The sequence below is a fragment of the Pseudomonas rhizophila genome (assembly GCF_003033885.1).
GTDB classification, from domain to species: domain Bacteria; phylum Pseudomonadota; class Gammaproteobacteria; order Pseudomonadales; family Pseudomonadaceae; genus Aquipseudomonas; species Aquipseudomonas rhizophila.
In genome coordinates, this window is sequence record NZ_CP024081.1 from 2,710,588 (window position 1) to 2,724,146 (window position 13,559).

At 59.7% G+C, this 13,559-nt stretch carries 9 protein-coding genes; all 9 read left to right on the top strand.

What is annotated here, in order from left to right; translation table 11 throughout:
- The first annotated feature begins 3 nt into the window (after positions 1-3).
- The 9 genes from CRX69_RS12780 (at position 4) to CRX69_RS12820 (ending at position 13,546) form a co-directional block, all read left to right on the top strand.
- Positions 4-1,569, top strand: a complete 1,566-nt coding sequence (locus CRX69_RS12780; RefSeq protein WP_047226221.1) for a flagellar hook-associated protein 3 — start codon at positions 4-6, stop codon at positions 1,567-1,569.
- A gap of 93 nt (positions 1,570-1,662) precedes the next feature.
- Complete coding sequence (locus CRX69_RS12785) at positions 1,663-5,229, top strand: glycosyltransferase (protein WP_107322121.1); 3,567 nt, start codon at positions 1,663-1,665, stop codon at positions 5,227-5,229.
- A gap of 256 nt (positions 5,230-5,485) precedes the next feature.
- Complete coding sequence (rfbF, locus tag CRX69_RS12790; RefSeq protein ID WP_076385852.1) at positions 5,486-6,259, top strand: glucose-1-phosphate cytidylyltransferase; 774 nt, start codon at positions 5,486-5,488, stop codon at positions 6,257-6,259.
- On the top strand, positions 6,241-7,323 hold the full coding sequence (gene rfbG / locus CRX69_RS12795; protein ID WP_107322122.1) for a CDP-glucose 4,6-dehydratase: 1,083 nt from the start codon (positions 6,241-6,243) through the stop codon (positions 7,321-7,323). The genes rfbF and rfbG overlap by 19 nt, the downstream gene beginning before the upstream one ends.
- Positions 7,320-7,880 (top strand): dTDP-4-dehydrorhamnose 3,5-epimerase, encoded by a 561-nt coding sequence (gene rfbC, locus CRX69_RS12800; protein ID WP_047226225.1) that lies wholly within the window; start codon positions 7,320-7,322, stop codon positions 7,878-7,880. Before rfbG ends, rfbC begins: the two co-directional genes overlap by 4 nt.
- Positions 7,880-8,749 carry an NAD-dependent epimerase/dehydratase family protein gene (locus CRX69_RS12805; RefSeq protein WP_107322123.1) on the top strand — a complete coding sequence of 290 codons (870 nt, stop codon included), beginning with the start codon at positions 7,880-7,882 and terminating at the stop codon, positions 8,747-8,749. Before rfbC ends, CRX69_RS12805 begins: the two co-directional genes overlap by 1 nt.
- Positions 8,739-9,809: a class I SAM-dependent methyltransferase gene (locus CRX69_RS12810; RefSeq protein WP_047226227.1), complete on the top strand. Its 1,071-nt coding sequence runs from the start codon at positions 8,739-8,741 to the stop codon at positions 9,807-9,809. Before CRX69_RS12805 ends, CRX69_RS12810 begins: the two co-directional genes overlap by 11 nt.
- A gap of 15 nt (positions 9,810-9,824) precedes the next feature.
- Positions 9,825-10,562, top strand: a complete 738-nt coding sequence (locus CRX69_RS12815) for a cephalosporin hydroxylase family protein (protein WP_047226228.1) — start codon at positions 9,825-9,827, stop codon at positions 10,560-10,562.
- A gap of 50 nt (positions 10,563-10,612) precedes the next feature.
- The gene (locus tag CRX69_RS12820; protein ID WP_107322124.1) at positions 10,613-13,546 is read left to right on the top strand and encodes a TIGR00180 family glycosyltransferase; all 2,934 of its coding nucleotides are present in this window, start codon (positions 10,613-10,615) and stop codon (positions 13,544-13,546) included.
- Positions 13,547-13,559: the final 13 nt, after the last annotated feature.

Sequence of the window (13,559 nt, forward strand, 5' to 3'; positions counted from 1 at the left end):
CCCATGCGAATTTCTACCGCCCAGTTTTACGAATCCACGGCTGCGAACTATCAGAAAAACTTCGCCAATGTGGTCAAGACCAGCGAAGAGGCCAGCAGCCTGGTGCGCGTCAATACCGCTGCCGATGACCCGGTAGGGGCTTCACGTCTGCTGCAACTGGGCACACAGGCCTCGATGCTGGCTCAGTACGAAACCAACGCCAACACCATCAAGGCGACGCTGGGCACCACTGAAGCGGTGATGACCAGCATTGGCAACGTGCTGCAGCGCGCCAAGGAATTGGCCGTCGGTGCCGGCAACGCTGGCTACACCGACGCCGACCGCCAGGCCAACGCCTCGGAGCTGGCGCAGATCGAAGAGCAGTTGCTCAGCCTGATGAACAGCAAGGACGAAAACGGCAAGTACATTTTTGCCGGTTCCAAGGGCGACACCATCCCGTTCACCCGCAACAACGATGGCAGCTACAGTTACAACGGTGACCAGGTGACCCTCGACCTGCCGGTCGGCGATACCATGTCGATGGCCACCAACAGCACCGGCTGGGAAGTGTTCCAGCAGGCCGTCAACACCAGCCGCAGCCAGGTCACCATGACCGCGCCGGCGGTGGACGATGGTCGCGTGGTGCTGTCCAACGGTCAGGTCTCGTCCAGTGTCAGCTACAACAGCAAATTCCGCAGCGGCGAACCCTATACCGTTGAATTCACCAGCGGCACGCAGCTGAGAATCACCGACTCCGGCGGCAACGACGTCACCGCCGAAGCCAGCCAGGGCGGCGCTTTTGATCCCAGCAGCAAAAAAGGTCAGGCGGTGCAGTTCCGTGGTCTGGAACTGACCCTGAACATCAATCTGCAAACCGGTGATGATGCCAATACCGTGTTGCCGGGCCATACCTTCACCCTGGCCGCCAAGCCGGACACCTTTGCCGCGACCCGCAGCCCGGGCAACCCGACCACCGTCCAGGTCACGGGCAGCGAGATCACCGACCCGGTGGCGTATCACGCCAGTTTCCCTACCGGTTCGGCCGTATTGAAGTTCACCAGCGCCACCGACTTCGACCTGTACGCCGCGCCGTTGACCGCCAACAGCCAGCCGGTGTCCAGCGGCACCCTGGCCGGCAACGTGGCCACCGCCTCGGGCGTGAGCTTCACCCTGGACGGTACGCCCGGTGCGGACGATCAGTTCAGCATCGCGGTCAATACTCACGAGACCCAGAACATTCTGGACACCGTGAACCAACTGAAAACCGCGTTGAGCACGCCAACCAACAACGATCCGATTGCGCTGCAAAAGCTGCAGGCTTCGCTGGCCTCCGGTATTGGCAACCTGGCCAGCGGCACCGATCAGTTGTCCAGCGCCTTGAGTTCGGTAGGTGGGCGTGGTCAGGCTCTGGAAACCCAAAGCGACACGAACCAGAGCCTGTTGTTGGCCAATAGCCAGACCCAATCGTCGATCCGCGATTCCGATCCGGCCGAAGTGATGACCCGCTTGACGTTGCAACAGACCATGCTGCAAGCCTCGCAACTGGCTTTCAGCAAGATCACCCAACTGGGCCTGTTCAACAAGATCTGAGCCGGTATCGACCGAGCCGCCAACCGTCTTTTTTAAGCGGTTCCGGGGCTCCGGCCTGAAAAGGTCGGGGCCCGCCGCTCGAGAGTTTTCGCCGTGAAACCATTGCCCCTCGTCAGTATTGTCATTCCTGCGTACAACCCCCGGTTCTTCGATCAGGCACTGCTCAGTGCCCTGGCCCAGACTTACGAGCAGATTGAAATCGTTGTTTGTGACGATTCGCCTGGCGATGAGATTCGCCGGATAGTCGATTCCTTCACTGAGCCGTCCCATCCGATCCGCTATCTGCGAAATCCGCAGCGACTGGGGCTTCAGGGCAACCTGTTGCGTTGTGTCGAAGAGGCCAGGGGCGAGTTCATCAAAGTGCTGTGCGACGATGATCGGCTGTTTGCGCCGAGCATTGCGATGCAGGCCCAGGTGCTGATCGATCACGCCGATGCCAGCGTGGTATTTGCCCTTCGCTTGTTGTGTGACGCTGGCAACTTCATCCTGCCGCCTCGCGTCGACAATTGCCGATTCTCGCCGAACGATGCCCTGCTCAAGGGCGATGACATGCTGGCGATTTTCGAGAGCACGCCGACTAATTTCGTTGGTAATTTCAGTTCCGCCCTGATGCGCCGGGCCGATGTGCTCGAGCTGCTGCCAGCGCTGGTCCAGGGCGGAGCCGGTTTCGTTGCCACCCTCGACTTTGCCTTGTTTGTCTGTCTGATGCGCCGCGGTAACCTGGCAGCGCTCAATACGGTTTTGAGTATCGAGCGCTTGTACCCTGAGCGTTTGAGCAAGACTGCTGAAATGCTCAAGGCTGCGAAAGTGGAGTGGCAATGGTTGGCGCAGATGCTCGCCGCACGCAACGGTGAAGCGGCTCCGGCCTCTGGCTGGGTGCGTTGCGTTGATCTGGACAAAGTCACCGATCAGCCTCACGCCTGGCAGGAATTATGTGTGACCCGCGTGCTGGGCAATCGCAATACGGTCGTCAATGGCCGGGTAGGTGCCCAGAGCGAGAGTTATGCCGAGTTCTACAGCGAGTGGCTGTCGATTCGTCGCTTCAGCGAGGTCGAGCAGCGTGTCATGCCTGCGCGCATCGACAGTTGGCCATTGCGTCCGAACATCGTGCCGATTGTCATCGACAGTGCCGGCGACGACGTGGCATTGGCGACCACGCTGCGCAGCATAGAGGGCCAGCTCTATCCGGCCCAGGCTGTCGTGGTGCTTTCCGACGCCCGTTGTGAGGTCAATGATCGGGTGTTGCAGTTGCCTTATCAGTCCGACTGGGCGCGGCAACTCAATGCCATCGTTGCGCAGTTGGAGGGCGCACATTGGTTCTATCTTCTGCGTGCTGGCGATACCCTCCGTGATTCAGCGTTGTTGATCCTGGCCGAACGCGTGGCGGGCAAGAGCGGAATTCTCTGCGCTTACAGCGACGAAGGCGCGCTGGTAAACGGCGAGTCCATCGAGCCGGTGTTCAAGCCTGATTTCAACCTCGACCTGATGCGCGCCTATCCCTACGTCGGTCGGGCCCTGGCCTTCGAGCGTGAACGCTTCATGACCCTGGGCGGGTTCGACCCGGCTCGCGGTGAGCTGGCGCCTCACGATCTGCTCTGGCGGCTGGTGGAAGAGGCCGGCCCGCAAACCATCGAACACATTGCCGAGATCCAGGTTGAATCCACACTGAGCTTCGCCCAGTGGTTGTCGTGGCCCGAGGTGATCGAGGGCAACGCTCCTATGGTCGGCGCTCACCTGGAGCGTATTGGCGCACCTCACGAGATTCGCCAGGATGTGTTGCCGCTGATCAATCGCATCGACTACCGCTACGGCACCCGTCCGTTGGTGTCGATCATCCTGCGCACGGGTGATTCACTGGCAGCCTTGCAGCGCTGCTGCGAAAGCCTGATCGAGCGCACTGCCTATACGCACTATGAAATCCTGATCGTGGACAGCGGCGTCCGGGATTCGGCCATGCTTAGCTGGCTCGAGGACATGGCGCAGCTGGGCGCGAGCATGCTGCGCGTGCTTCGCTACGCCGGTGACGACAATGACGCCTCGGTGCGTAACTTTGCCGCGAGCCAGGCCCGGGGCGACTACCTGTTGCTGCTGAGCCCGCAGATTGTCATTTGCGAAAGTGACTGGTTGGACGAGATGATCAACCATGCCCTGCGTCCGGAAGTCGCGGTGGTCGGCGCAAGGATACTCAGCCCCCAGGGCACGATTGTCGGTGGTGGGCAGATTCTCGGGTTGGCCGGGCCGGTGGGATCACCATTTTACGGTGAGTCCGCGACCTCTCGTGGCTACATGCAACGTCTGCATACGACCCAGAACTGGAGTTCGGTCAGCAGCGACTGCCTGATAGTGCGCAAGCAGGTGTTCGAGGAGCTGGGTTGTCTCGATGACGCGACGTTCACCCAGGGCCTCAGTGACGTCGATTTGTGCTTGCGTGCAGGTAAAGATGGCTACCTGGTGGTCTGGACACCCTACGCCAGCGTCATGCAAACGACCGGGCAATCGTCAGCCCAGCCGGAAGAAGTGTTGCAGGAGCGCGAACGCGAAGTTTTCTATCGCAAATGGTTGCCGCAGATTGCTCGTGACCCGGCTTACAGTCCTGCCTTGAGTCTTGGGGCTTCCAGTTTCAGTCTGGAACCGTCACTGCGCAATAACTGGAATCCGTTCTGCACCCGTGCATTGCCCTTGGTACTGGGACTGCCGGTCAACTCCACCGCGGTCGGCCACTATCGGGTCACCGCCCCGCTGGCCGAACTCGAAGCCAGCGGGCGGGTGATCGCCCGGGTGGCCTACGAGTCGCCTTCGACCGTGGAAATCGAGCGGCTGTCCCCGGATACCATCGTTTTGCAGGGGCGCTACAGCGAAGGCGCTGCCGGTGACATCCTGCGGATGAAGAAGTACTCCGGCGCCTTGCGGATTTTCGAGCTCGACGATTACGTCGTCAGTGCCCCCAAGAAAAATACTCACGCCCGTAACAAACCGGTCAACACCGAGCAGATGCTGCGCGAGGGAATTGGCTTGTGTGACCGGGTGGTGGTGACGACCCAGGCGCTGGCCGATGCCTTGTCGAGCATGCATAGCGAAATTCGGGTAGTGCCCAACATGCTGCCGCCCGAACCGTGGACCCGGTTGACCAGCCGGCGCGGAACATCTTCCAAGCCGCGGGTTGGCTGGGGCGGCGGGACCAGCCACAGCGGTGACCTGGAAATCATTGCCGACGTCGTCCGCGAACTGGCCAATGAGGTGGAGTGGGTGTTCTTCGGGATGTGCCCGGACGCGTTACGCCCCTACATTCATGAGTTCCACGGCTCCGTCGGGTTGCAGACTTACCCGTTCAAACTGGCCAGCCTGAACCTTGACCTGGCGCTGGCGCCGCTGGAGTTCCACATCTTCAACGACTGCAAGAGCAACCTGCGCTTGCTGGAATACGGCGCCTGCGGCTACCCGGTGATCTGCACCGACACCAAGGCCTACGACGGCTTCCTGCCGTGTACCAAGGTGCGCAGCAACAGTACCGAGGAATGGATCGCGGCAATCCGCATGCACCTGGCCGACCCTGACGCCAGCTACCGCATGGGCGATGAACTGCGCGAAGCGGTGCTTCGTGATTTCATGCTCAGCGGCGACAACTTGCAGCATTGGTTGTGGGGCTGGTTGCCGGACTGAGCATGAGCTGTTTGGGCCGGAAAGCCTGTGGCGAGGGGATAAAATTCCCTCGCCACTAAGATCAGTATTCAACCCTGTTTTGATTCAAATCCCCTCCGGCGAGCTGGCGCGTTTCCTGCAAGCCCCCCTCATATCGCCATAAAACGAGCGCTTGCGGCATTCCGCGGCGCCCGGATCGGCATCGAAGGTGTAATCCCCGCGCCCGCAGAGCGAAACAACGCTTGGCCGAGCCCGGTGATGAACAAGAGGGGAGACGATGAAGGCAGTTATCTTGGCAGGTGGTCTCGGCACGCGGATCAGCGAGGAGTCGCACCTCAAGCCAAAACCGATGATCGAAATCGGTGGCAAGCCAATTCTTTGGCACATCATGAAGCAGTATTCCGCTCATGGAATCCACGACTTCGTCATTTGCCTGGGCTACAAGGGCTACGCCATCAAGGACTTCTTCGCCAACTACTTCCTGCACACCTCCGATGTCACGTTCGACATGTGCAACAACCGCATGGACGTTCACCAGAACTACAGCGAGCCGTGGCGCGTGACCTTGATCGACACCGGTGAAGACACCATGACCGGCGGCCGGCTGCGGCGGGCGGCGCGTTATCTGGAAAACGAAGAGGCGTTTTGCTTTACCTATGGCGACGGCGTCTCGGACCTCAACATCGGTGCGCTGGTGGATTTTCACCTGGCGCACGGCAAGCTCGCCACGGTGACGGCAGTCCAGCCTCCTGGACGTTACGGTGCGCTGGAGCGTGACGGCGATAGCGTCCTGGGTTTCACCGAAAAACCTCGGGGTGACGGTGGCTGGATCAACGGTGGTTTTTTTGTCCTCTCGCCGAAGGTCCTGCCTTACATTGCTGACGATCAGACTTCCTGGGAGGCCGAGCCGCTGGCAGCGTTGGCAACGGAACAGCAACTGCAGGCGTTCCAGCACGACGGTTTCTGGCACCCGATGGACACCCTGCGCGATAAAAATCATCTTGAGGCCCTGTGGCAAAGCGGGGAGGCCCCATGGAAACAATGGGGTTGAGCCCGGAGTTCTGGCACGGCAAGCGGGTGCTGGTCACCGGCCACACCGGTTTCAAGGGCAGTTGGCTGGCGCTGTGGCTGCAAAGCCTGGGCGCTCGGGTCAGCGGTTTTTCCCTGGATCCGGCCACCGAGCCCAACCTGTTCGAGCTGGCAAGGGTGGGCGAGGGCATCGATGATCGGCGCGGTGATTTGCGCGACCTCGGCGCGTTGCTGGAAGTGCTCGCCGACGTGCAGCCGCAGATCGTCCTGCACCTGGCGGCTCAACCATTGGTACGCGAGGGTTATCGCGATCCGCTGGGCACTTATTCCAGTAACGTCATGGGCACCCTGAACCTGCTCGAAGCGGTCCGCCAGATCGGCGGCGTGCGAGCCTGTGTCCTGGTCACTACCGATAAGGTCTACGCCAATCAGGAATGGCTGTGGCCCTACCGAGAAAACGAAGCCCTGGGCGGCCACGATCCTTACAGCAGCAGTAAGGCCTGCTGCGAGTTGCTGGCGCAGTCTTATGCCGCCTCGTTTTTCTCCGCCGATCGTTACGCTGAACACGGCCTGGCCCTGGCCACGGCCCGGGCTGGAAACGTACTGGGTGGCGGTGATTTTGCCCCTGAACGGCTGATTCCAGACGTGCTCAAGGCTTGGTCGGCGGACGAACCGGTGACGCTGCGTTATCCCCAGGCCGTACGCCCCTGGCAGCACGCCCTGGAGCCGCTGGCCGGCTACCTGCAATTGGCCGCGCGCCTCTATGAGCAAGGCCCGGAGTTTGCCGGTGCCTGGAACTTTGGCCCCGGCGAGGCCGACATGTGCAGCGTCGGCGAAGTCGTCCAGTTGCTCGCCGAGCGCTGGCCGCTGGCGCCGGGCCTACGGATCGAACCGAGTGCTTTGCATGAAGCCGGCCTGCTGCGCCTGGACAGCAGCCGTGCCCGTCAGTTGCTGGGTTGGCAACCGCGCTGGTCGTTGCAGCAGTGTCTTGCCCAGACCCTCGATTGGCATTTGGCGTGGCAGAACGGCGATGACATGCGTGCGATAACTCTGAATCAATTGAATCTCTACAGAGGTCGGTTATGACTGATTTCACCCTTCAGGCGTTGGCGCTGGAAGGCTTGTATCTGATCCGGCAAAAAGTCTTCTGCGATGATCGGGGCCGTTTTGCCCGATTGTTCTGTCAGTCCCGCCTCACGCTTCAGGGGCGTCCATTCGCTATTCGCCAGATCAACCATTCACGTACGGTCGAAAAAGGTAGCGTTCGCGGTCTGCACTACCAAAAGCCGGGATATGCAGAGTCCAAGCTGATTACTTGCGTCCGGGGCGCGGTATGGGACGTGGTGGTCGACTTGCGGCCGCAATCCCCAACCTACCTGCAGTGGCATGCCGAGGAGCTGCAAGCCGATGACGGCCGCAGTTTGCTGATTCCTGCCGGTTTCGCTCATGGTTTCCAAGCCCTCACTGATGACGCTGAAGTGCTGTACCTGACTGATGCTGACTACGCTCCGGATCATGAAGCCGGCCTTTCGGTGATTGACCCTGCACTGTCTATACCCTGGCCGTTGCCGGTTAAAAACCTGTCGGTCAAAGACGCGAGTCATCCGTTGCTGGACAAAGACTTCAGTGGAGTTGAGCTGTAATGGGGCATTCCTCGACCGTACTGGTTACGGGAGCCACCGGTTTTGTCGGTCGGCATCTGGTCAGTGCTTTACTCGCTAAAGGCTTCAAGGTTCGAGCTTCTGGCCGAAACGTCGAAATCGCGCGTGCCATGCCATGGTTTGATGATGTGGAGTTTTGCACGGCAGACATCCACGCACCGGACCTGGACGTGGCCGCTCTGACTGACGGGGTCGAGGCCATCGCGCATCTGGCTTGGCCAGGCCTGCCGAACTATCAGGCGCTGTTCCATTTCGAGCGAACCTTGCCTTTGGACTACGCGTTTCTCAAGCGCGTGATCGAGGCTGGTGTCAGCCATGTGCTGGTCACCGGTACCTGTTTTGAATACGGGCTGCAAAGTGGCCCATTGAACGAGACGGTGATCGCACAGCCTTGCACGCCGTATGGCCTGGCGAAACATACATTGCATCAGTTTCTTGAAGCCTTGCAGCGCGAGCGCGCCTTTACGTTGCAGTGGGCACGCCTGTTTTATTTGCACGGCGAGGGACAGAGCCCTAACAGTCTGTTGGCCAGTCTCGATCGGGCGATCGACGAAGGTGATGCGCAGTTCAACATGTCTGCGGGCGACCAGTTACGCGATTACCTGGAAATCGGACAAGCCGCTTCTCAATTGGCCTCGCTGATTGCGCGGCGCGATGTCGAGGGGGTGATCAACTGTTGCAGTGGTCATCCGGTGTCGGTGCGGGCTCTGGTTGAACAGCGAGTGCGTGAGCGCCAGTCGGCCATCGCCTTGAACCTGGGGCACTACGGGTACTCGGGTCATGAGCCCATGGCGTTTTGGGGTGATGCTCAGCGGATTTCTCAGCTCAGGAGAGAAGAACATGCAGCATGAACTGTATCGGGCTAGCGGACTGCCGATTCTGCAGAACCGCACATTTGCCACTGCCGAACAGGCTCAGGCGTCGGCCAGCGCGGATATCGTGCTGGTGCAGGACAGCCAGAGCGGTCTGATCTTCAATCAGGCATTCGACGCGAGCAAACTCAGTTATGACGTCGACTATCAAAACGAGCAGGCTCACTCAGTGCAGTTTCAACAGCACCTGAATGACGTCGAAGCGATCCTGGCGCGACATTTCAAAGACAAAAGCCTGATTGAAGTTGGCTGCGGAAAAGGTTATTTCCTCGAGATGCTGCGAGGCATGGGCTACGCCATCACCGGGATCGATCCTTCCTATGAAGGTGATAACCCTGATGTGATCAAGGCTCCCTTCAGTCGGGAGTTGGGGATGGCGGCTGATGCCATTGTGTTGCGCCATGTGCTGGAGCACATCAGCAATCCGGTCGGTTTTCTGACTGAAATCGCCGCTGCCAACCAGAACGGACAGATTTATATCGAAGTGCCGTGTTTCGACTGGATTGTGGAGCACAGAGCCTGGTTCGATGTGTTCTACGAGCACGTGAATTACTTCCGCCTCGCCGATTTGCGCGCAATGTTCGGGACGGTGCACGAGGCGGGTCATTTATTCGGCGGCCAATACCTTTACATCGTTGCGGATCTTTCCACTTTGCGCAGCACACCCGCCGAGGCACCACAGCCGCTGATGCTGCCTGAAAACTTCACCGCCAGCCTCGACCGTGCCGTGCAGATCATCCGGGGCGCGCCTGAGCAAGGTTCGGCGATCTGGGGCGCTTCCTCCAAAGGCGTGATCTATTCATTAGCGCTGCAACGTGCAGGCGTGGCAGTGGATCGCGTGGTGGATATCAATCCAACCAAGCAGGGGCGCTACTTGCCTCTGAGTGGTGTGCGAGTGTCCTCCCCCCAGGAGGCGATGGACACCTTGCCTGAAGGCGCCAATCTGTTTGTGATGAATTCCAATTACTTCGAAGAGATCAAGCGGATGACCGGTGGGCGATACGTCTATCACGCCGTTGACAGCGCTTCGTTCCAATAACCGCGAGATTCGAACATGACCGACAATACTCTTCATAAAACTTTCGAAGCCCAATGCCAGGCTGAAATCTCAGCTCAAGGCCAAGACGAGAAAGTCGTTGCGCTGGCCAAGGAGTTCTTCAACGAATCGGCCCGCCACAAGTACAGCTACCATTTTTCATGGATGGGCCGGCCGATCATCCAGTTGCCGCAGGACATGATGGCCATGCAGGAACTGATCTGGCAGATCAAGCCTGACCTGATCATCGAGTGCGGCATCGCCCACGGCGGTTCGATCATCTACTACGCCTCGTTGCTGGAACTGCAAGGCCACGGTGAAGTGCTGGGCATCGACCTGGATATCCGCCCGCATAACCGTGAAGCCATCGAAAACCACCCGATGAGCAAACGCATCTCGATGATCGAGGGTTCGAGCATCGATGCGGCTATCGCCGAGCAGGTCCATGCAGCGGCCAAAGGCAAGAAAGTCATCCTGGTGCTCGATTCCAACCACACCCACGACCATGTGCTCGAAGAACTGCGTCTGTACGCGCCGCTGGTTTCGGTAGGCAGCTATTGCGTGGTGATGGACACGGTGGTCGAGGACATGCCGGCGGACTTTTTCCCGGATCGTCCATGGGGCCCGGGCGACAACCCGAAAACCGCGGTGTGGAAATACCTCGAGGAAAATGGCGATTTCGAAATTGACCGGCAGTTGCAGAACAAGCTGCTGATCACCGTTGCACCGGATGGCTATCTGCGCCGGGTTCGTTAATTCATCCGTATCAAATCATTGGCGTCTGGCAGGTTGTGGGGACAGGAAATATGCAGGTTCGAAACAATGCTCAAAGCAACGTGGCACCGCTGAACGAGCGGTTCACAGTGGTGGTGATCTCCCACAACCGCAGTGCGTTCCTGCGCCGGACATTGCATTACTACAGCGGCTATCCGTGTTCGGTGCTGGTGCTTGATTCATCGGTCGAGCGCGATGAGCAAATTGCCCGGGACTTTCCCTCGGTCGATTACCGGCACTTGCCTCAGTTCACTTACAAGGGGCTGCAAGACAAGCTGGTGTACGGCGTCAATCAGGTCACGACGCCCTACATGGTGTTCGCCGCCGATGACGATTTCCTGCTGCACGATGCCTTGACCGAATCGGTGGAGTTCCTCGAAGCCAATCCTGACTATGGCCTGTGCCATGGCTACGGGATCATGTATTTGTCCTGCGCCACAGAAGTCTGCTACTTCCGTCGTGATCGCAAGGTGCATGAGGACTACAACAGCGAACTGGCCGAGGACCGTGTGATCCGTTTCATGGATCAGTTCCTTCCGCCGTTCTACGCCGTGACCCGCACCGACCTGCTGCAGCAGTGGTACGGCATGCTGCCGCCAGGCACCAGTTTCGAATGGCAGGAAATCGGTCATACCTTTTACTTGTTGGCGTGCGCCAAGGCGCGGATCTTGCCGATTCCGTTCGCCGTGCGCGAACTCAACTACGGCGGTTCCGAACACAACACCAATGTGTTGACCGTGCTCACCTTCAAGGATGCCAAAAGCGTTGCCGAGCGTGAACAGTTCGCCGAGTTTCTGGCATCCGTGCCTACCCAGCTTACCGAGCAGGCTCCGGAGCGTATCAAACAGATTGCTTTGGACAGTTTTGCGGCCATGGCTGACTGCTTGCAGCAGGGGCGCTCACTCAAAGGTACACAGATCATTCGTTCGGCCTGGCTGGAAGCAGGGGGCGAGCCGATGCGTTCGTTTGGCCCCCAGCAGTTTGTCGAAATGCCATTTTATAATCAGCGGGTTTTCGATCTGCTGACCCAGTTTGAATTCCTGCTGCATGCAATGCCGGCCGGTCGCCTTCAGCTTCAGCAACTGGAAGGCATCCTGCTGCGCCAGCACGAACTGATGCAGGTGCAACCCAACGACAACGAACGCACGATACGCAGCCGCTTGTGGGAAGCCCAAGGTCTTTATGCGTTCAACCGTACCGTGGTCAAGCGCCTGGCCGAGTCGTTGAAGAACAGCGACGAGCCTGAAGAATCGGTGAAGTTGCAGGCCTGGCTCGAGCGTCTGGACTCGGTGCCGGGGCAGCAGGATCGCCGGTTACTGGAGAACATGCACTCCGGTCGCTTGTTGAGCTGGCTTGAAGCACGTAACCCCGATGAACAGCAACTCAAGTCCATCGCCGCCCACCTGGCCGAGCATCAGGGCGGGCCGCGGTTTGGCATCCTGTTGCTGGATCTGGACGCTGACATGTTCAAGTTGCAGGCTACCTTCGACAGCCTGGTCAACGGCCATTGCAAAGCATTCAACGTCGTGGTGTTCACCACGGGTGACTTGCCGGCGACCACCACCGCGCGTGACACCGTGCACTTCGTCAAAGTCAGCACCACCAATTACGTCGAGCGCATCAATCAGATCGTCGGGCAATCCACCGCCGACTGGCTGTTGCTGGCCGAAGCCGGTGACCAGTTCACCCAAAGCGGCCTGCTGCGCGCCAGTCTCGAACTGATCGGTGCCGAGGGCGTGCGCGCGGTGGCCATGGATGAAATCCAGCGCAAGGCCGATGGCGGCCTCACCGACGTATTCCGCCCGGGGGTCAACCTCGATCTGTTGCAATCGGTGCCTTCGTTGATGGCGCGGCACTGGCTGATTCACCGTGAGGTGCTGACCCAGGCCCGTGGCTTTACCGCGCAATACACCCAGGCCCTGGAACTGGACCTGCTGTTGCGCCTGATCGAGGACGAAGGGCTCAGCGGCCTGGCGCATCTGGCCGAGCCGTTGTTGATCTGCAACGCCCCGACGCAGGAAGAAAACCCTCAAGAGCGTCAGGTGTTGACCCGTCACTTGACTGCCCGGGGCTATCGCGCCCAGGTCACTTCGGCCCAGCCGCTGACCTACCAGATCGATTACCAGCACGCCGAACGGCCACTGGTGTCGATCATCCTTGAGAGCCGCGACAACTTCGAACACATCCAACAGGCGTTGGTCAGCGTGCTGCAGCGTACCCGCTACCATCGTCATGAAATCGTGATTGCCGACAACCACAGCCAATCCGAAGACCTGATCCAGTGGCTGGATAGCCTGGAAGGCAAGGGCGACCGGATTAGCATCCTGCGCAGCGACCGCCGCTTGAGCACTTCGGCGTTGTACAACTGGGCCAGCGGCCAGGCCAAAGGTGACTATCTGGTGCTGCTGTCGGCCCAGGTGCAAGTGGTCAATGCCAACTGGCTAGACAGTCTGCTCAACCAGGCCCAGCGGCCTGAAGTGGGGATCGTCGGCAGCAAACAGATGGACAACCGCGGTGTCACCACCCAGGCCGGGCTGGTGCTTAAGCCCGACGGCCAGGTGGGCTCGGTGTTTGTTGGCGAACGCAAGGACGCCAAGGGCTACCTCAACGGTCATCAGGTGGAGCAGAGCTACTCGGCGGTGTCGGGCGCTTGCCTGATGATCCGCAAGGAGCTGTTCGAAGCCGTGGACGGCCTGGACGAGGAACACTTCGCTGAGGCGTTTGCCGATGTCGATCTGTGCCTGAAAGCGTCCGATGCGGGTTATCTCACCGTCTGGACCCCTCAGGCCCAGATGCTGCACCCCGGCACATTCGCCCAAGCGCCACAGGCTGCCGGCGCTCTGCAGGACAAATGGCGGGCGCGCTTTGAACACGACCCGGCCCGTAACCCCAACCTGGCCTTGACCGGCACCGGCTTTGCGCTGGGCACCGCTACGGCTGTCGATTGGTCGCGGTTGCTCGCATAAGCCTGCCAGGCAA